At 51.2% G+C, this 19,593-nt stretch carries 19 protein-coding genes; 3 read left to right on the forward strand and 16 right to left on the reverse strand.

Annotation, left to right across the window (positions count from 1 at the left end):
• The first annotated feature begins 259 nt into the window (after positions 1-259).
• On the forward strand, positions 260-1,291 hold the full coding sequence (locus U0008_RS16680) for an NADPH-dependent curcumin/dihydrocurcumin reductase (protein ID WP_043495188.1): 1,032 nt from the start codon (positions 260-262) through the stop codon (positions 1,289-1,291).
• A gap of 99 nt (positions 1,292-1,390) precedes the next feature.
• On the opposite strand, the gene proA is transcribed toward U0008_RS16680, so the two are convergent.
• The 5 genes from proA to gpt all read right to left on the reverse strand — a co-directional run bounded on the left by proA (position 1,391) and on the right by gpt (position 6,223).
• Complete coding sequence (gene proA, locus U0008_RS16685) at positions 1,391-2,644, reverse strand: glutamate-5-semialdehyde dehydrogenase (RefSeq protein ID WP_043495189.1); 1,254 nt, start codon at positions 2,642-2,644, stop codon at positions 1,391-1,393.
• A 9-nt stretch (positions 2,645-2,653) separates the two neighbouring features.
• Positions 2,654-3,757, reverse strand: a complete 1,104-nt coding sequence (gene proB / locus U0008_RS16690) for a glutamate 5-kinase (protein WP_043495191.1) — start codon at positions 3,755-3,757, stop codon at positions 2,654-2,656.
• 114 nt (positions 3,758-3,871) lie between these two features.
• A complete protein-coding gene (gene crl / locus U0008_RS16695) occupies positions 3,872-4,273 on the reverse strand; it encodes a sigma factor-binding protein Crl (protein WP_025800158.1) in 402 nt (133 codons plus the stop codon).
• A 60-nt stretch (positions 4,274-4,333) separates the two neighbouring features.
• Positions 4,334-5,581 carry an esterase FrsA gene (gene frsA, locus U0008_RS16700; RefSeq protein WP_043495197.1) on the reverse strand — a complete coding sequence of 416 codons (1,248 nt, stop codon included), beginning with the start codon at positions 5,579-5,581 and terminating at the stop codon, positions 4,334-4,336.
• A 183-nt stretch (positions 5,582-5,764) separates the two neighbouring features.
• Positions 5,765-6,223 (reverse strand): xanthine phosphoribosyltransferase, encoded by a 459-nt coding sequence (gpt, locus tag U0008_RS16705; RefSeq protein ID WP_025800161.1) that lies wholly within the window; start codon positions 6,221-6,223, stop codon positions 5,765-5,767.
• Positions 6,224-6,479: 256 nt separating this feature from the next.
• On the opposite strand from gpt, the gene pepD reads away from it, so the two are divergent.
• Positions 6,480-7,940 (forward strand): beta-Ala-His dipeptidase, encoded by a 1,461-nt coding sequence (pepD, locus tag U0008_RS16710; RefSeq protein WP_043495202.1) that lies wholly within the window; start codon positions 6,480-6,482, stop codon positions 7,938-7,940.
• A gap of 72 nt (positions 7,941-8,012) precedes the next feature.
• Here pepD and dinB read toward each other — a convergent pair whose 3' ends face one another.
• The 9 genes from dinB to U0008_RS16755 all read right to left on the reverse strand — a co-directional run bounded on the left by dinB (position 8,013) and on the right by U0008_RS16755 (position 16,737).
• Complete coding sequence (gene dinB / locus U0008_RS16715) at positions 8,013-9,074, reverse strand: DNA polymerase IV (RefSeq protein ID WP_043495205.1); 1,062 nt, start codon at positions 9,072-9,074, stop codon at positions 8,013-8,015.
• A gap of 331 nt (positions 9,075-9,405) precedes the next feature.
• Positions 9,406-9,633, reverse strand: coding sequence for a (Na+)-NQR maturation NqrM (gene nqrM, locus U0008_RS16720; RefSeq protein WP_043495224.1), 228 nt, complete (start codon positions 9,631-9,633; stop codon positions 9,406-9,408).
• A 1-nt stretch (position 9,634) separates the two neighbouring features.
• Positions 9,635-10,696: an FAD:protein FMN transferase gene (locus tag U0008_RS16725; RefSeq protein ID WP_412101727.1), complete on the reverse strand. Its 1,062-nt coding sequence runs from the start codon at positions 10,694-10,696 to the stop codon at positions 9,635-9,637.
• Positions 10,697-10,870: 174 nt separating this feature from the next.
• Positions 10,871-12,097, reverse strand: a complete 1,227-nt coding sequence (gene nqrF / locus U0008_RS16730; protein WP_025800169.1) for an NADH:ubiquinone reductase (Na(+)-transporting) subunit F — start codon at positions 12,095-12,097, stop codon at positions 10,871-10,873.
• A gap of 18 nt (positions 12,098-12,115) precedes the next feature.
• A complete protein-coding gene (gene nqrE, locus U0008_RS16735; protein ID WP_043495226.1) occupies positions 12,116-12,712 on the reverse strand; it encodes an NADH:ubiquinone reductase (Na(+)-transporting) subunit E in 597 nt (198 codons plus the stop codon).
• A gap of 6 nt (positions 12,713-12,718) precedes the next feature.
• Positions 12,719-13,348 (reverse strand): NADH:ubiquinone reductase (Na(+)-transporting) subunit D, encoded by a 630-nt coding sequence (locus tag U0008_RS16740; RefSeq protein WP_025800172.1) that lies wholly within the window; start codon positions 13,346-13,348, stop codon positions 12,719-12,721.
• A complete protein-coding gene (locus U0008_RS16745; protein WP_231899471.1) occupies positions 13,341-14,096 on the reverse strand; it encodes a Na(+)-translocating NADH-quinone reductase subunit C in 756 nt (251 codons plus the stop codon). The genes U0008_RS16740 and U0008_RS16745 overlap by 8 nt, the downstream gene beginning before the upstream one ends.
• A gap of 55 nt (positions 14,097-14,151) precedes the next feature.
• Entirely contained in the window at positions 14,152-15,390 is a 1,239-nt protein-coding gene (locus U0008_RS16750; protein WP_043495229.1) for an NADH:ubiquinone reductase (Na(+)-transporting) subunit B, read from the reverse strand.
• Between the two features lie 3 nt (positions 15,391-15,393).
• The gene (locus U0008_RS16755) at positions 15,394-16,737 is read right to left on the reverse strand and encodes a Na(+)-translocating NADH-quinone reductase subunit A (RefSeq protein ID WP_043495231.1); all 1,344 of its coding nucleotides are present in this window, start codon (positions 16,735-16,737) and stop codon (positions 15,394-15,396) included.
• 512 nt (positions 16,738-17,249) lie between these two features.
• Here U0008_RS16755 and dpaA point away from each other — a divergent pair.
• The gene (gene dpaA, locus U0008_RS16760; RefSeq protein WP_025800178.1) at positions 17,250-17,975 is read left to right on the forward strand and encodes a peptidoglycan meso-diaminopimelic acid protein amidase; all 726 of its coding nucleotides are present in this window, start codon (positions 17,250-17,252) and stop codon (positions 17,973-17,975) included.
• Here dpaA and U0008_RS16765 read toward each other — a convergent pair.
• Together U0008_RS16765 and lpcA are read right to left on the reverse strand one after the other, a co-directional pair.
• The gene (locus U0008_RS16765) at positions 17,946-18,713 is read right to left on the reverse strand and encodes a class II glutamine amidotransferase (RefSeq protein ID WP_043495233.1); all 768 of its coding nucleotides are present in this window, start codon (positions 18,711-18,713) and stop codon (positions 17,946-17,948) included. The genes dpaA and U0008_RS16765 overlap by 30 nt on opposite strands.
• A gap of 207 nt (positions 18,714-18,920) precedes the next feature.
• Entirely contained in the window at positions 18,921-19,502 is a 582-nt protein-coding gene (gene lpcA, locus U0008_RS16770; protein ID WP_025800181.1) for a D-sedoheptulose 7-phosphate isomerase, read from the reverse strand.
• Positions 19,503-19,593: the final 91 nt, after the last annotated feature.

The raw sequence follows: 19,593 nt of genomic DNA on the forward strand, positions 1-19,593 counted from the left end.
ACGCCTAAAGTGCGGGAATTACGATAGTTAAATTCATCAATAGCGTCAAGGTGCTCGGGATTCGTATGACTATTAAATCAACACAAAAGGCCATTTTGTTCTTAAGGTGATTTTCCTTAGGGAAATTATTTATATCTACAAATTCTATCAAGCCGCACACATACGACATCAGACCGGGCGTTTTTTAGTTAGTCTGGAACACGTATTCCATTATTCAATGGATAATTGGAATTTCCGTTAACCCATCACGGAGTCTGTTATGTCTATCTCATCTCGCCTCAATCGCCGGTATATTCTGGCGCAGCGCCCTCAGGGGATGCCTTCCGATCAAGATATTCGTTTAGAGCAAATTGCTCAGCCAGAACCGGTACAAGGGCAGGTTTTACTGCGCACGCTTTATCTTTCGTTAGATCCCTATGTCCGTGGCCGTATGGATGATACACCGTCTTATTCGCCTCCGTTGGCTATCGGTGAGGTGATCTGCGGCGGTACGGTGTGTCGCGTTGAGCAATCACTGAATGAGAAATATCAGGTTGGCGATCTGGTTTTGGCCTACACCGGTTGGCAGGACTATGCATTATCAGACGGTGAAGGGCTGCAAAAGCTAGATGCCAATATGGCTCACCCTTCCTACGCCTTGGGCCTATTGGGGATGCCTGGTTTTACGGGCTATATGGGCCTCACCGATATCGGCAATCCACGGCCGAGTGAAACCGTAGTTGTGGCCGCCGCAACAGGTGCCGTGGGTTCCGTTGTGGGTCAGGTAGCAAAACTACGCGGCTGCCATGCAATCGGCATTGCCGGTGGTGCTGAGAAATGTCGCTATGCGGTTGAAACGCTGGGGTTTGATATTTGTCTTGATCATCAAGCACCGGATTTTGCCGTGCAGTTAAAACGAGCCTGCAGCAAAGGCATCGACGTCTATTATGAAAACGTCGGCGGCGCCGTTTTTGACGCGGTTCTTCCTCTGTTGAATACCAAGGCAAGAATCCCGGTATGTGGCATGATCAGCCAGTACAACGGTCATCATAGCGACCACCAGCAAGACCGTTTACCGCTGCTGATGTCGACCATCTTAAAAAAACGCATGCGCGTTGAAGGCTTTATTATTTCTCAGGACTATGGCGATCGTTATCCTGAATTTTATGCCCAGATGAGCACATGGCTGGCGCAAGGAAAAATCGCGTTTAAAGAAGATATTGTCGAAGGACTTGAGAACAGTATTAGCGCCTTCCAAGGGCTATTGAGCGGTAAAAACTTTGGTAAGCTGATTATTAAAGTCGCGGAATAACCAAGAATATCTTCCTGTTAAACGGAGAGATATTTTGTAGAACGGGTAGATAGAAAAAACGGCGCTCAATGCGCCGTTTTCATTCTGCGAGAGAAACCATTAGCGACGAATTAAATCGTCACCGTAACCAATCCATTTATAGGTGGTTAAGGCTTCTAGACCCATCGGGCCACGGGCGTGTAGCTTCTGGGTGCTCACCGCAACTTCAGCGCCTAAGCCAAACTGGCCGCCGTCGGTGAAGCGCGTGCTGGCGTTAACGTAAACCGCTGAAGAATCCACTTCACGCACAAAACGATCGGCATGGTGCATGTTGCGCGTCAAAATCGCATCAGAGTGCTGAGTGCCGTGCTCGCGGATGTGCTCAATCGCACCGTCCAGCCCGTCAACCACCACCACGTTCAGATCCAGCGACAGCCATTCGTCATCTAATTCCGCCTCTTGTACCGGCGTCACAGGCGCAGGCCCTTGGCTTAGCAACGGCAATGCATGCGGGCAGGCGTGTAATGAAACGCCCACTTCGTGCATACGCTGGCTGAGCTGCGGTAAGAACTGCGCGGCATCCTGTTTGTTTACCAACAGCGTTTCTACCGTATTGCAGGTGCTTGGACGCTGGGTTTTCGCATTCACAATAATCTTCAACGCCTGTTCAGCATCCATGCCCTGATCGACATAGATATGACAAACGCCGATACCGCCGGTGATCACCGGGATCGTTGACTGCTCGCGGCACAGTTTATGTAACCCTGCCCCACCGCGCGGGATCAGCATATCAACGTAGCTATCCAGTTTAAGCAGCTCGGTGACCAGCGCACGGTCAGGACTTTCAATCGCCTGCACGGCATCGGCTGGTAGCCCTGCTTTTTCCAGCGCACGCTGAATCACTTTTACCGTGGCCTGATTGGTACGGTGCGTCTCTTTGCCACCGCGCAGGATCACCGCGTTACCGGTTTTAAGGCACAGCGCTGCGGTATCCACGGTCACGTTCGGGCGTGCTTCATAAATCACCCCCACCACGCCTAACGGCACGCGACGACGTTCTAGATTTAACCCGCTGTCTAATACGCTGCCATCAATCACTTTACCCACCGGATCGGTGAGGTTACACACCTGACGCACGTCGTTAGCGATGCCTTCCAAACGGCTCTGCGTAAGCTGTAAACGATCGAGCATCGCTTCGCTCAAGCCGTTCTCACGCGCCTGCTGAACGTCCATCTGGTTCGCTTGCAGAATAGATGCACTATCCTGCTCTAAATAATCGGCAATCAGCGCAAGCGCCTGATTCTTCTGCGCCGAGCTAAGGACGGCTAAGTGATAGGATGCCCGTTTGGCCGCCTTACCCATTTCTTCTAACATGTTAACCCCTTAGCTTACGATCATATCGTCGCGGTGGACGGCAACTGGGCCGTATTCATAGCCCAAAACACCGCTGATTTGCTGTGAATGGTGGCCGGCAATCATACGCAGCGCATCGCTGTTGTAGCGGCTCACGCCGTGGGCCAGATCGCGCCCTTCCAGATTGCGAATGCGGATAACTTCACCGCGCGAGAAATCACCGCTCACATCACGAATACCTTTGGGCAACAATGAGCTGCCACGTTCGAGAATCGCAGTCACGGCGCCATCGTCGACGGTAATCTCACCCGCAGGTGGCGCACCAAAAATCCAGCGTTTGCGGTTTTCCAGCGGCGTTTCCAGCGCATGGAAGCGGGTTCCAACGGATACACCTTCAATAACGTCACCCACAACGCCCGGCTTGCTGCCCGCGGCGATAATCACGTCGATACCGGCACGGCAGGCAACGTCGGCAGCCTGCAGTTTGGTGGTCATACCGCCAGTGCCTAAACCCGATACGCTATCGCCCGCGATGCCACGCAGCGCGTCATCGATGCTATTCACTTCGCGGATAAGCTCTGCGGTTGGGTTATGACGAGGATCGGCGGTAAATAGACCAGCCTGATCGGTCAACAGCAGCAGCTTGTCGGCTCCTGCCAAAATAGCGGCCAGCGCAGAAAGATTATCGTTGTCGCCAACTTTAATTTCCGCCGTTGCCACCGCATCGTTTTCATTAATTACGGGAACAATACGGTTGTCCATCAGAGCATGCAGGGTATCGCGCGCATTCAAAAAACGCTCGCGATCTTCTAAATCAGCACGCGTTAGCAGCATTTGCCCAATATGGATGCCGTAAATCGAGAACAGCTGTTCCCAAAGCTGAATCAAACGGCTCTGCCCAACGGCGGCCAATAACTGCTTAGAAGCTATGGTTGCGGGGAGTTCGGGGTAGCCCAAATGCTCACGTCCAGCGGCAATCGCACCGGAGGTTACAATCACAATACGGTGCCCCGCCGCGTGCTGTTGCGCACACTGGCGAACGAGTTCCACGATATGGGCACGGTTTAGACGGCGCGAACCGCCGGTCAATACGCTGGTACCTAGCTTTACAACTAGGGTTTGGCTGCCACTCATAATCTTTTTGCCGTTTATTGGTGTTGGAAAAATGGGGAGAAAGAGAAAAAGTATCAGGAGAGGCGCGTTATGCCAACAGGCATAACGCAAAAGCACACTTATTACTGCGCCCGATCAGGCTCGAAGGCGAACTAACTCTTCAGAAAAGTCATCGGCTGGCTGAATTTTAATCTCAAGCGTAGTTAAAAGCTCTTTGAGGCGGTTATGAAAATTGAGTGAGGTTTGTTCTAATTTGTCAGTCACTTCAGGATCTTTAATCACCTGCTCCTGCCAAACACCGTTCTTATCAAACAATCCAAACGAATAACGATAGGTAAAATGCGTTTCCTCGGCGGCAAGATCGAGCCACCATCCCCAAAACTCACGTTTTTCTGGATTGGGTTTAACGTTGACACACACGGCTAAACAGTCAAAAAAGAAATGATCATCCTGACACTGCCCCGAACGAATATAAGGGCCAAGCGCGGTGAATTTTTTGATTAAGCGGCTTTTAGAGTAACCACCTGGTAATGTCATGCTACATCCTCCTGTTGTGGTTACTCTTTTTTAACAAATTTCCAAACTTTAGCAATCAAATTAACGCGAATGTTCGCCAATCCAGTCACAAACCTGATGCAAAGCCTGATTGAACCCCTCAAATAACGGGGAAGATGGCACCATCAATAATTTACCATCCAGCGAAGAGTCCGCGATAAGTTTGGCTTCAGATTTAGGGCAAAACGGATCGCGTTCCCAATATCCGGCCAGCATCGGCGTATGGCAGCGGCGGCCAAGCAGACCTTGAGTCTTCAATGAATAACAGCTCAGTTCGGTGCGCAGCGCGACATCGGATACGCTGTTCATCCCCAAACGGCTAGCCAGCACATCGATATACATTTCTGGCACACGTTCCTGAATACATTTATCGCATAGCAGGCTGTGCACCACGGGGCCTAATGTGGCAACCGCTCGCAAACGACGAGGTTCCAAATAAGCTAAACGAACCGCCACGTTTGCGCCAAAGCGGAAACCAAATACTGAAACTCGGGTGTGATCGACCCACGGTACATTTGGCAACGCTTGCAGCACTTGTTGATGCAAACGGCTCGAGTCCTGCGTCAGGCAAAAATGCGAAGACATTCCAACGGAGGGCATATCAATCGTGAGCATCGCCATACCAGCAGGCGCTAGGTGGTCGCGGAACAGCCGGTAGCTGTCGCTCTGCATCATATCCAACCCACCGCAAATCAGCACCGTTGGGAATGGCCCTTTGCTGTTATCCGGCATATGCAGAAAACCGGTGATCTTTTTCCCACCGTCAATCGCAAACTCGACTTCTTTCAGTTCGTATGACAGCAGCTTAGCCGACTCCGCATAGGCGCGATTTGCCAGTGCTTCGGCCTGCTCAGCCAAATCATCACCTTTGAGATGTGGGTAAGCCGCGATGCTGTAAAGATTCGCCGCCTGCAGCCAGTATTCACCGGCCAACGTAGGATCTTTTTCTTCCTGAGCACGTTGCTGCCAGGACATCGCTTGATGCGACCACTCGTATATCCAGTTGCCGCTCCGATAACCCACCACGGTGTCGAGCAAGCGCTCATCGCTACGCTCGGCCGTTGATGCGGCAATATGCGAGAGCACATGCTCAATTTCGATAGGTGAGACACCGCGCCAAACCCACATCAGGCGATTGATGATGCGATACCAATTAGCCTGCGAGGTTCCATCCAGCGCAGAGGCTATCGAAGCCTGCGGAACGTGCCCATGACGCTTAACCAGCGTGGACGTTTCACGATGCTTGAATCGAGGTTTGAATAAGGTTTCAGAAAGGTTTGGTTGGGACATGATAGACGGCAGCCTCCGAGTACTGTCTTTTCAGCCGCAGACAAAAAGCGGCAGAGCTAAACCTCGCACAGCGAGCGCTCGGAAGTAGTGTAACGAACTCGGACGCTAAAAAACAAACGTCCGGACAAAGCCGGACGTTTCTTTACATCTTATTGCGCTTTTATTGCATTGCCTGAAAGCAAATTAACGATTGCTGATTGGCTCAACAAACGTCACCGCCATATCCCATGGCTGTTCGATCCACGTATTCTGTGGAATATCGATAACGTAATCATCAACCAGAGGACGACCTGCAGGCTTAGCGAAAATGGTGACGAAATGCGCTTTAGGATACATTTCGCGGATCGCCTGAGCGGTGCCACCGGTATCCACTAAATCGTCGATCACGATGAAGCCTTCGCCATCACCTTCAGCACGCTTAACAACTTTGAGCTCACGCTGGTTATCATGGTCGTAGCTGGAGATACAAACGGTATCAACGTGACGGATACCCAGTTCACGCGCCAGTAATGCGGCAGGAACCAAACCACCGCGGCTTACCGCAATAATTCCAGTCCACTGTTCAGAAGGCATCAGGCGTGCAGCCAGCTTACGTGCGTGCATTTGTAGCACGTCCCAAGTTACAACGTATTTTTCGCTCATTAATAGTGTCCCAGCCATAATATTCATGGCTTAAAGATTGGTCGGGGGGGAAAAAAGGTTGCGCGAGATTATAGAGAGCCAGAGCAATAAAAACCAGTCTCTTTCGCAGAAAGCCGGAACCTCGATTGCGGATTTAGTGCCTTAGTCTGTCCACATAAGTAAATATAGTGGTATTCTCTGAAAAAATGGCTTTATCTCTTAACCCCCTATTGTGCCACTGTTATCGGCAGCACAACTGATTATCAGGAGACTTAACGTGTCTGAACTGTCTCAGCTATCTCCACAGCCACTGTGGCAAATTTTTGCGGATATCTGCTCTATTCCTCACCCTTCGTATCATGAAGAAGCATTAGCCACGCACATCGTTGCATGGGCTGAAGAAAAAGGTATCCACGTTGAACGTGACGAAGTAGGCAACGTCCTGCTACGCAAACCAGCCTCTCGCGGCATGGAAAACCGTAAGCCGGTTGTGCTGCAAGCGCATCTGGACATGGTTCCACAAAAAAATAACGATACCGCACACGACTTCACCAAAGATCCTATCCAGCCATACATTGACGGCGATTGGGTAAAAGCACGCGGCACCACGCTGGGCGCAGATAACGGCATCGGTATGGCTTCTGCATTGGCTGTTTTAGCCGATGACAGCGTTTCTCATGGCCCAATCGAAGTGCTGCTGACCATGACCGAAGAAGCCGGCATGGAAGGCGCATTTGGCCTGAAAGCGGGCTGGTTGCAGGCCGATATTCTGATCAACACCGACTCTGAAGAAGAAGGTGAGATCTACATGGGCTGCGCGGGCGGTATCGACTTCATCACCACGCTACCGTTGCAGCGCGAAGCCGTTCCTGCTGGACACGACATTGTTAAGCTGACGCTGAAAGGCCTGAAAGGCGGCCACTCCGGTGGTGATATTCATTTGGGCTTAGGCAACGCCAACAAACTGCTGGCGCGCTTCCTGTCTGGTCACGCTGCTGAATTGGGCCTGCGCGTATTGGATCTGAACGGCGGTACGCTACGCAACGCGATCCCACGCGAAGCCATCGCGGTGCTGGCTGTACCTACCGCGAATCTGGCTAAGCTGAAAACGCTAGCCGAAACGTTCCAAAACATGCTGAAAGTTGAACTGGCTGCGGTAGAAAAAAACCTGAGCGTTCAGGTTGAAACTGCACAAAGCGGTTCTCAGGCACTGACCGCCGACAGCCAACAGCGCTTTATTGCCCTGCTGAACGCCACGCCAAACGGCGTGATCCGCATGAGCGACGAAGTGAAAGGCGTAGTAGAAACGTCTCTGAACGTGGGTGTTGTGACCACCGACGCGAAAGAAGCGCAAATTATCTGCCTGATCCGCTCGCTTATCGACAGCGGTAAAGACGCCGTGGTTAGCCAACTGAACTCTATTGGTGAACTGGCAGGTGCGCATGTGGAAGCCAAAGGCAGCTACCCAGGCTGGAAACCGGATGCAAATTCTCCGGTGATGCATTTGGTGCGTGAGACTTACCAGAAGCTGTTTGATACCACGCCAAACATCATGGTTATCCATGCGGGTCTGGAATGTGGTCTGTTCAAAAAGCCTTACCCAGAAATGGATATGGTGTCTATCGGCCCAACCATCACTGGCCCACATTCACCGGATGAGCAAGTTCACATTGCCAGCGTAGGCCAATACTGGCAGTTGCTGACGGCTCTGCTGAAAGCGATCCCAGAGAAAGCCTAAGCGCTAAGTCTTTGCGTATTACAGAAGCCAGCCCTCGGGTTGGCTTTTTTTATCCCTTCACGCCCTCAAAGCCTAGCCATCAATATCCAGCGAAAGCTGCTTTTCTAGCTGTGGATCGAGCAGCGTGACATGTAACCCCACCAGCCGTACGCCTCGGCTATTTCGGCGTTCATCCCACGCCTGCCGGGCCACCTGAAATAAATCACGCTTATCCAGAATCGGCCACACATGCTCCTGCGTTGTTTGCTGAAAATCATGGAATTTGAGTTTTACGCCCTGTCGCGCGATATGCAGATCCGGCTGCACTTTCGCCAAGCGTCGCTCCAGTTCTTCATACAGTTTTTCCAGTAAAACCTCACACTCCGCCCAGCTATGAATATCTTCTGACAACGTTCTTTCCACCCCAACGGACTTACGCAGGCGATCGGGCATCACTTCTCGCTCATCCTGACCGTGACAGCGTTCCCAAAGCACGCGCCCAAACTTGCCAAAACGACGTAACAGCTCGGCCAAATTATAGCGACGCACATCGGCACAGGTATTCAGCCCCAGCTCACTCAGTTTGGCGGCGGTTACCTTGCCAACGCCGGGGATCTTTTTCAGCGACAACGTGAGAATAAAATCGTCAACCTGCGCGGGCGTAATCACATATTGGCCGTTAGGTTTATTGAGATCGGAGGCAATTTTTGCCAGAAACTTGATCGGGGCAATGCCAGCCGACGCAGTAAGATTGAGCTCTTCGGCAATTTGTTTGCGAATCTGCTCTGCAATCAACGTGGCTGAGCCGTAACACTGGGTACAGTCGGTGACATCAAGATAGGCCTCATCGAGCGACAGCGGCTCTATCAGCGATGTATAACGCTGGAAAATCTCACGTATGTGCCGCGAGACGTCTTTGTAAACCTCCATTCTCCCCGGACGCAACGTGAGATGCGGACACAACTTAAGCGCTTGTCCTGTCGGCATAGCACTACGCACCCCGAATTTACGCGCGGCGTAGTTTGCAGTGCTGATCACCCCTCGGCGATCGCGACTTCCGCCAATCGCCAGCGGTACATCGCGTAACTCAGGGAAATCACGCATTTCGACTGCGGCATAAAAGCAGTCCATATCGACATGTATGATTTTGCGCATAGAGAGAATAGTGGAGTTAATGACTGTATAAGTATACAGGTTATTTGTAGGGGAAGGGAAGTGGAGCTAGGGATCGATCATGATTAACAAAAACCCCACCCTAACCCTCCCCTTCGCAGGGGAGGGGACAGTTCAGTGATATTTATAAGGATCTCGATCGACCCTTCACCCTGACAAGGGGGAAGTTGGGAGGAGACGTGTGATAACCCCACCCTAGCCCATCCCTTCGCTGGGGTGTGGTGGGGACAGTTCTGCGCAGACGGGGAGAATCTCGATCGGCTCCTCCCCCTGCGAAGGGGGAGGTTGGGAGGGGGTAGCTGTTTATGAAAAACTAAATAATCCTATGCTTCTCCAGCATTTCGCGCCGGGCTTCTTCACGCGCCATACGCTTTTTACGTGCGTCGCAGGGCTCTGGGCAATCACAGACTTTTTCCAGACCGAGGTTGGCGATGCCGCCGCAGCTGCCGTGGATGCTTTTTCGCTTGATGATATAGCCAATAGACATTCCGGCAATCACCGCTAAAAACACCACAAAGGTCGCAATAAATACCGTCGCCATATTATTTACCTTTCTTTGCCTGCACCAAATAAGGCTTAAAGGCATCCGAGTAACGATCTTCAAAACCGTTTTCAGTTTTTACAATCATAAATACCGGAATACCCAGCAGGTTTGCCAGCGCCATTCCACGCTCTGGCCCCATCACGTCTAATCCCGTAGATAGACCATCTGCCGTCATACAGCTCGGCGCAAGCACGGTAATCGAAACCAGATGATGCGTGACTGGACGTCCTGTTTTAGGGTCAATCTCATGCGAGAAACGCTGGCCGTTCTGCTCAAAATAGTTGCGATAATCACCGGAGGTCGCGATAGCCATCTCGCCCGGTTGAATAATAACCTGAGCGCTCTGCTGTAATCCTGCCTGCGGTTTTTCAATGGCGATGCGCCACGGCGCACCGTCTCCGTTGATGCCCCGCGTTCTCACTTCACCGCCAATATCCACCATATAATTAGTGATGTTTAACGAAGCAAGATACTCAGCCACAACGTCCACGCCGTACCCTTTCGCAATAGACGACAGATCGAGATAAAGCTGAGGAATATTCTTCACCAGCGCATTGCCCTGTACGGATAAATGCTCAATGCCGATCCATGCACGACGTTGATTAATTTCTTCATCCGTTGGAATACGATCGGGACGCCCTTCTGGCCCAAACCCCCACAGATTAACCAATGGTCCAACCGTGATATCCAGCGCACCGTCGGTCACTTTATTAATCCGAATAGCCTCTTCAACCACTTTCGCCGTTGCGGCCGAAACAGGGAATGGCGTATTCACCTCGGAGCTTTGGTTAAAACGGCTCAGCTCAGAGTTGGAACGGTAGGTCGACATCTGGTCGTTAACCTGCTCCAAAAGCTTATCCAGCTCGGCTTTAATTTTTTCCGGCGCGGGCATCCCTGTTTCACTCACATACTTGATAGAGTAATAGGTCCCCATTGTTTTGCCTTCAATGTTGACCTGCTCCGGCCCACATCCCGTCAGCAAAAAAGCCAGCCCGCAAAAAGCCAGCCAGCGTGTATTTCGAATAAAAAACGCGGTCGCCCGCGCAGTATTATTAGTCATTATGTTCAACCAGTTTTGGCTACGCTACAAAAAATCTCATAAGAAAACATATGGTCAAAGGCATTGAAGTTGTGGCTAGGCGGCAAGTGAGTTCATCCCCAGGAGCTTACAAAAGTAAGTGACTGGGGTTAACTCACGCAGCCAACACCGCCACAGCTTCAAGGACGATGGCTATCAGCCGCCGAAGTCATCGAGCATGATATTCTCGTCTTCTACCCCGAGATCTTTCAGCATCTTAATAACCGCAGCGTTCATCATCGGCGGCCCACACATATAGAACTCACAATCTTCCGGCGCGGGATGCGCGCGCAGATAGTTTTCGAGTAACACATTATGGATAAAGCCGGTATAACCCGTCCAGTTATCTTCGGGTTGAGGATCGGACAATGCGATGTTCCACGTAAAGTTTGGATTCTCTGCCGCAAGCTTGTCGAAATCTTCAACGTAGAACATTTCACGCGTTGAACGTGCACCGTACCAGAAGCTCATTTTACGCTTGGAGTGCAGACGCTTGAGCTGGTCAAAAATGTGCGAACGCATTGGCGCCATGCCCGCCCCGCCGCCGATGAAGACCATCTCAGCCTCGGTTTCTTTGGCAAAGAACTCACCAAACGGCCCGGAAATGGTGACTTTATCACCCGGTTTTAACGACCAGATATAGGAAGACATAATCCCTGGAGGCGCATCTGGCACACCCGGAGGCGGCGTGGCGATACGCACGTTCAGCATGATCAGGCCTTTCTCATCGGGATAGTTCGCCATGGAGTACGCGCGGATCGTGGGTTCGGTAACCTTGGACTCAAAGCGGAACAGATTGAATTTGTCCCAGTCGCCACGGTATTCCTCTGGCACATCAAAATCGGCGTAGCGCACATGATGCGGTTCACATTCGATTTGGATATAACCACCGGCGCGGAACGGCACCGCTTCACCGTCAGGGATGCGCAGCTTGAGCTCTTTGATGAAAGTTGCCACGTTATCGTTAGAGATAACTTCGCACTCCCATTTTTTCACGCCGAAAATCTCTTCCGGCAGCTCAATTTTGAGATCTTGTTTCACGCTCACCTGACAGGCTAAACGGCAGCCCTCTTTGGCTTCACGCTTAGAGATGTGCGCCAGCTCAGTAGGTAAAATATCGCCGCCGCCTTCTTTAACGTGTACACGACACTGGCCACACGAGCCACCGCCGCCACAGGCAGACGAAACGAAAATGCCCTGACTTGAAAGCATGTTCAGCAGTTTGTCACCGGCCGGAGCATCAAAGCTTTTCTCCGGATCGTGGTTAACTTCCACGTGAATGTCGCCGGTATTCACCAGCTTAGATTTGGCGAACAAGATCAGGACGGTCAGCGCCACCACGATCAGGGTGAACATCGCCACACCCAGAATAATTTCTTGCATAGGTTCCTTCCTGTCCTATCAGAGGTGTACGCCGGAGAAGGACATAAAGCCCAACGCCATCAGGCCCGTGGTCACAAAAGTGATGCCCAGCCCACGTAGCCCCGCAGGCACATTGGCATATTTCATTTTTTCACGCAGACCCGCCATCGCCACGATAGCCAACAACCAGCCGATCCCTGAACCAAAACCATAAACCACGGATTCAGTGAAGTTGTAGTCTCGCTGAACCATGAATGACACCCCACCAAAGATGGCGCAGTTAACGGTAATCAGCGGCAGGAAAATCCCCAGCGCGTTATAAAGCGACGGGAAGAAACGGTCGAGGATCATCTCGAGGATCTGCACCAGTGCCGCGATAACGCCGATGAAGGTGATAAAGCTTAAGAAGCTGAGATCAACGCCATCCACCAGCGCACCGTCGCGGAGCACGTAGTTATAGACCAGATTATTGGCGGGAACCGAGATCCCTAACACCACCGTTACCGCCACGCCTAAACCAAAAGCCGTGGTGACTTTCTTGGAGACGGCCAAAAACGTACACATCCCCAAGAAGAACGCTAATGCCATGTTTTCAATGAAAACGGCGCGTACAAACAGGCTGATATAATGTTCCATCTGCCCTTACTCCTTTTCCATCTGTTCAGGTTTCAGCGTGCGCAGCGCCCAAATCAGCAGACCGATAATAAAGAATGCGCTCGGCGCTAACAGGAACAGGCCGTTTGGCTGATACCAACCGCCGTTCTGCACGCTTTCTAACACGGTAATACCAAACAGCTTGCCTGAACCAAACAGTTCACGCAGGAAGCCCACCAAAATCAGAATAACGCCATAGCCCAAGCCGTTGCCGATACCATCCATAAAGCTCTCAATCGGCGGCGACTTCATGGCATAGGCTTCAGCGCGCCCCATCACGATACAGTTGGTGATGATCAAGCCAACAAACACCGAAAGCTGCTTGGAGATTTCATAGGCATAGGCACGCAGGATCTGGTCAACCACGATAACCAGGGAGGCGATAATCGCCATCTGCACGATAATGCGCACGCTGTTTGGGATCTGATGACGGATCAGTGAAATAAAGAAGTTAGAGAATGCCGTCACCAGCGTGACCGCAATCGTCATCACGAAGGCAGTTTCTAACTTGGTAGTCACCGCCAGCGCCGAGCAAACCCCGAGGATTTGCAAAGCGATAGGATTATTGTCGAGCAAAGGCCCTAACAGAACTTTTTTAATCTCTTTAGTATCAGCCACGATTCAATGCTCCTTCACGAACGCGTTTTAGGAACGGACCATACCCATTGTCGCCCATCCAGAAATCGAAGGTATGCTGCACGCCGTTAGCGGTCAGCGTCGCGCCTGAAAGCCCGTCAACGCCGTGTGGGTCCTGAGGATTTGCGCCCCCTTTAACGATACGAATTGCCGGATGGCCGCCGTCATCAAACAGCTGCTTACCCACCCATTTTTCACGCCATGACGGGTTTTCAATTTCACCGCCCAGACCCGGAGTTTCTCCGTGCTCGTAGAACGTCAGCCCTTTCACCGTATTACCGTCGGTATCGATAGCCACGAAGGCATACATCACCGACCATAGACCGGTGCCGTAGACAGGCAATACCACTTGGCCGATGTTGCCCTGCTCGTTTTTCACCAGATACACTTCAACCACGTTGCTGCGGCGTTTAATGCCCGCCGGATCCTGCGCGGCATCCAGCACCATGCTGGTCGCCGGATCTTTTAACGCTTTGCTCATATCGAAAGTATACGGATCGCCGGAGGTGAACTCGCCGGTTTTCAAGTCAAGCAGACGCGGTTCGATACGCTGACCGAACAATGTTTTCACCTGCTCGCCATCGAGCTTATCGCCCTGCATCAGCCCTGCGACGGCCAGAATGTTGCGCTGTTTATCCAGCTGCTTTTGCTCTTCCTGCATCGGCTTTAAGCCCACCGCCGCACCCGCAACAATCACTGAACACACCAAGCACAACACCACGACTACCATCAGCGTTCGGCCGATGCTGTCGTTTTTACCTACGCCCGCTTTATTTACTGAATCCTTAGCCACGTGCTTTTCTCCTTTTGATGTTGGCGCGCACCACCATGTAGTCGAACAATGGAGCAAACAGGTTTGCGAATAGGATCGCCAACATCATGCCTTCTGGATAAGCGGGGTTAATCACGCGTACCAGAACGCACATCACGCCAATCAAGCCGCCGTACCACCATTTACCTTTGTTGGTAAAGGAAGCCGATACCGGATCGGTTGCCATAAAAATCATACCGAATGCAAAGCCACCCAGAACCAAGTGCCAATACCACGGCATAGCAAACATTGGGTTCGTGTCTGAACCGATGAAGTTAAACAGCGCTGACATAGCCACCATTCCCACCATCACGCCCGCAACGATGCGCCATGAAGCCACGCGGCCAAACATAATGATCAGGCCGCCGAGAAGGATCATCAGCGTGGAGACTTCACCAATTGAGCCGGGAATGTTGCCGATGAAAGCATCCATCCACGTTACGTGCTGACCAGTGATGGTATTCATCAAACCGCTCTGTCCAGCTGCACTCCACTGTGACAGCGGCGTCGCACCAGAATAGCCGTCTGCGGCGTTCCATACTAAATCACCGGAGATCTGCGCCGGATAGGCAAAGAACAGGAATGCACGCCCTGCTAATGCTGGGTTGAGGAAGTTACGTCCGGTGCCGCCGAAGATCTCTTTGGCAATGACCACGCCGAAGGAAATACCCAGCGCGGCCTGCCACAACGGCAGCGTTGGTGGAACAATCAGCGCAAACAGAATTGAAGTAACGAAAAAGCCTTCGTTGATTTCATGTTTGCGGATGATGGAAAACAGCACTTCCCAGAAGCCGCCTACCAAGAACACCACCGCGTAAATAGGCAGGAAATAGACAGCGCCCAGCGTCATCATGCTGACCCAACCAGCGTTGGCCTGTAGGCTAGCGCCCAGCATTTCAGCGAGCCAATAATGCCAATCCGAGGCAATCACCTGAGCCAGTTGCTCTCCCTGATACAGCTGATTAAGCGCGCCAATAGCCTCATGGCCCACGTTGTACATTCCCCAAAACATGGTAGGGAATACCGCCAGCCACACTAAAATCATCATGCGTTTTAGGTCGATGGCGTCACGAACGTGCGATGCACCGTGCGTCACTTTGCCTGACGTATACATCAACGTCGCGGCCGCTTCATACAGCGGATAATACTTTTGCAGCTTGCCACCCGGTTCGAAGTGGTGCTCCATATTCTCGATAAAACTCTTCAGACCCATGAATTATCCTTCCTGCTCAATGGTCGTCAGCACGTCGCGCAGCACCGGGCCATATTCGTATTTGCCCGGACACACGAAGGTACAGAGCGCAAGATCTTCCTCATCCAGCTCTAAACATCCCAGAGCCTGAGCGCTTTCGCAGTCGCCAGAGAGCAGATCGCGCAGTAGCATCGTTGGCAAAATGTCTAATGGCATCACGCGTTCATAGTTGCCGATTGGCACCATGGCGCGTTCACCGCCGTTCATGTCGGTCGAAAACGCGAACAGTTTGCGCTTAAAGAAATGGCCCAGCGTGGTGCGGGTAATCGAGAATTTATTCGCGCCCGGCATCATCCAGCCCAGCAGCTCTTTCTCGCGCCCTTCTTTCACCACGGAGATTTGATGGTGGAAACGCCCCAAGAAAGCTTTGGTGCCGCTGGCCTGCGTGCCACTCAGCACTGAACCGCTAATCACGCGGTTATCGCCTGACTTCAAGCGGCCTGCGGTAATTTCATCCGTGCTAGCGCCTAATCGAGTACGCAGCAACAGGGGTTTTTCTACCTGTGGCCCCGCCAATGCAATCACGCGATCGGTATTCAGCTCACCGGTGGTGAAAAGCTTGCCGACGGCGATAACGTCCTGATAGCCCATGTGCCAAACGGTTTTGGTTAAGCTAACCGGTTCAAGGAAATGGATATGCGTTCCTACCAATCCTGCGGGGTGTGGGCCGGTAAATTCGTTATGGGTAATATTTGGCGCAGACTTGGTTTGCAGCCCCGCACCGGCCTGTTGGCAAACGTAAACTTTACCTTCGGTTAAACGGCTTAGTACGGTCAGACCATGTTCAAAATCAGCCATACTTTCACGCAGGATCAGCAGCGGATCGGCGGCTAACGGCTGAGTATCCATCACGCTGACGAAAATCGCTGCGGCATTAGATCCTGGTTTTGGCGCATGGCTAAAGGGACGCGTTCGCAGTGCCGTCCACAAACCCGACGCCAACAGATTGCTTTCAACCTGAGCGCGGGTGAGATTCACCAACTCTGAAGCATCGTAGTGGGAAAATGGCACCTGCTCATCGCCATCGACGGCGATAACCACCGACTCCAGAACACGTTTTTCACCGCGGTTAATCGCAATAACCTGCCCAGCGGCGGGAGCGGTGAACAAGACGCCAGGATTCTTTTTGTCTTCAAAAAGCACCTGACCTTTTTTGACCTTATCACCTTCTTGCACCGCCATTGACGGTCGCATACCGACATAGTCGCCGCCTAAAATAGCCACGTTTCGTATAGCCGGGCCTTGTTCAATGATCGGGGCGGGCGCGCCCTCGATAGGCAAATTAAGCCCTTTTTTAATTTTAATCATGTGGTTGCACTATATATATCGTCATGACATTAATGATGTGAACCCTGCAGGCGTTCCTCTACCCTCCATCCGGATGTCACTCCAATGATGTTGGATATGATGGCCTTCCCGTTGCGAAAAAAGCGCATCGTTGCATGCAGATAAGAGATCGCTAATAAGTACCGGAGAATATTAACCCGAGGTATTACAGGGATTAAAAACGATGTTACCGATAACTGTGCGATTTTACCATTTTACGCCGCCTGCATCAGCAACATTGCCGTGACCTACATCAAGCTAATTAAACATAGCCGTGAACCATTCATTTTTAGTAGGCGAACAATTCGGTTTTTATATAACTATCGTTCACTAATTCTTAAAATTAATTTTTGCTACATGTAGATTTCATCCCAAATGAGTTAAAAAACACTCACTACAGATCCGCTCTCTGGATTAAACTGATACTGTTTTGGGAGCTGTCAACAGACTTAATCTGAAGATCTTCTTTCTATGATTTATTAACAGGGTTATCAATGGGCAAAATCATCGCCTTGTTGGCCGTATTTTTTGTACTGCCACTGACTTCATGTAGTTCTTCTGCCAGTGAGCAGACGCAAAATACACCGCTGACAAAACAGCAATTAATGGGCTCTCCGGTTTATATTCAGATCTTCAAAGAAGAAAGAAAGCTCGAGCTATTTGCCAAGGTCCAAGACAAATATCAGCTGGTGCAAAGCTTTAATATCTGCAAGTTTTCTGGCGGACTGGGGCCAAAACGTACTGAAGGGGATTTTAAAAGTCCTGAAGGGTTCTATCAGATTGATGCCCGTCACCTAAAACCGAACAGCAAATATTACCAAGCGATTAATATCGGATATCCGAACGCTTACGATCAGGCTCACGGTTATTCAGGCAAATATCTAATGATTCACGGTGACTGTGTTTCTATTGGTTGTTATGCCATGACCAATGAAGGTATTTCGCAGATATTTAGCTACGTGCAAAGCGCATTCCGTAATGGACAAACTTTGGTCGATATCAATATTTATCCATTCCGTATGACCGAACAAAATATGCAGCGCCATCGTAACTCTGACTATTTGCCGTTCTGGAAACAGTTGCAGCCGGCCTATGCTTATTTCAATGAGTATCACCAAGCCCCACAGGTGAATGTCATCGGTGGTCAATATGTGGTTAACCGTCCATCGCAAAATAATGGACAGTCTTCCTCACAGCTGGCGTTCACCCAAGCAAAATAAGGCAAACTCTCCTGGTTCAATGCGATTCCACATCTCATTGCTGGTCAGGGGCTGAGTTGCAATCACGGTGACGACGTCGTTGGGCGTCGTCTGTGATTGAAAATCAATTTCGACATCCTCATCCAACAGCGTTGCCTTGCCAAAAGGCGCTCGACGCGTGATCCAATACAGATTGGTCGAGCAATAGGCCATAACAAAGCGCCCATCGGACAGCAGCATATTGAATACGCCTTTGGCGCGAAGCTCATCGGCGCACTGCGCAATAAAGCGAAATACCGCCGGCCAATTACCTGGCGTTCTTGGATAGCGCGTCGCCATTTTATTCAGCAGCCAGCAAAATGCATATTCACTGTCGGTTTGCCCCACAGGCCGGAAATGCCCCGTCTCTAGGCTTTTATATCCCGTCAATTGTCCGTTATGTGCAAACGTCCAATTCCGCCCCCAAAGTTCACGGGTAAACGGATGCGTATTTTCCAGCGACACGGTGCCACGATTTGCCTGACGAATATGCGAAATCACCGCACAAGATTTGATCGGATAATCTTGGACTAAGCGGGCAATCGGAGAGTTGAAACTCGGATGCGGATCTTTAAATGTGCGACAGCCATTACCTTCATAAAAGGTAATTCCCCACCCATCCTTGTGTGGCCCGGTTCTTCCGCCACGCTGTACCAAGCCGGTAAAGCTAAAGCAGATGTCCGTTGGGACATTGGCGCTCATACCGAGTAGTTCACACATGATTGCACCTACTTTTCCTGAAATAAGCCTGACACAGCGGCTAACCTCATAGCCTCTCCAAACAAAGTAAGGAGCGAGTATGGGACAGTCCCCCTCCCAGCCTCCCCCTTCTCAGGGGGAGGGGCCGATCGAGATACTCTCAACCAGTGCTGAACAGTTCCCTCCCCTGCTAAGGGGAGGGTTAGGGTGGGGTCAGCGACTAAAGTCTTAAGCTTTAACCATCTCTTTTTCGATCAGCTGAATCAGGATATGAATCGCTTTGATATGGATTTCCTGAATACGGTCTGCGTAGCCAAAGTGTGGTACGCGGATCTCAACGTCTGCGCTTCCGGCCATTTTGCCGCCGTCTTTGCCGGTCAGAGTGATCACTTTCATGCCCTTGGCGCGTGCGGCTTCGATCGCTTTCATGATGTTACCAGAGTTACCTGAAGTGGAGATGCCTAACAGTACATCACCTTCACGGCCAACCGCTTCTACATAACGAGAGAATACATATTCGTAGCCAAAATCATTGCTAACGCAGGACAGGTGGCTTGGATCAGAAATCGCAATCGCAGCATAACCTGGGCGATTTTCACGATAACGACCGGTTAACTCTTCGGCGAAGTGCATGGCGTCGCAGTGTGAGCCGCCGTTGCCGCAGGAAAGCACTTTGCCGCCTGCCTTGAAAGAGTCTGCCAACAACACCGCTGCACGTTGGATTGCCTCAATGTTAGCGTCATCGCTGATGAAATTTTGCAGCGTTGTCGCCGCTTCGTTCAGTTCACTACGAATAAGATCGTGGTACATAGCAGCCTCTTTTTACATAGAAAATGGCATAGGAAATATTGTAAGAAGTGTAACGGATAGCTCCCCCCCCGAGAAGCACTGCACGCCGCGT

Source organism: Hafnia alvei (genome assembly GCF_034424155.1).
In the GTDB taxonomy this organism is placed as follows: Bacteria; Pseudomonadota; Gammaproteobacteria; order Enterobacterales; family Enterobacteriaceae; genus Hafnia; species Hafnia alvei.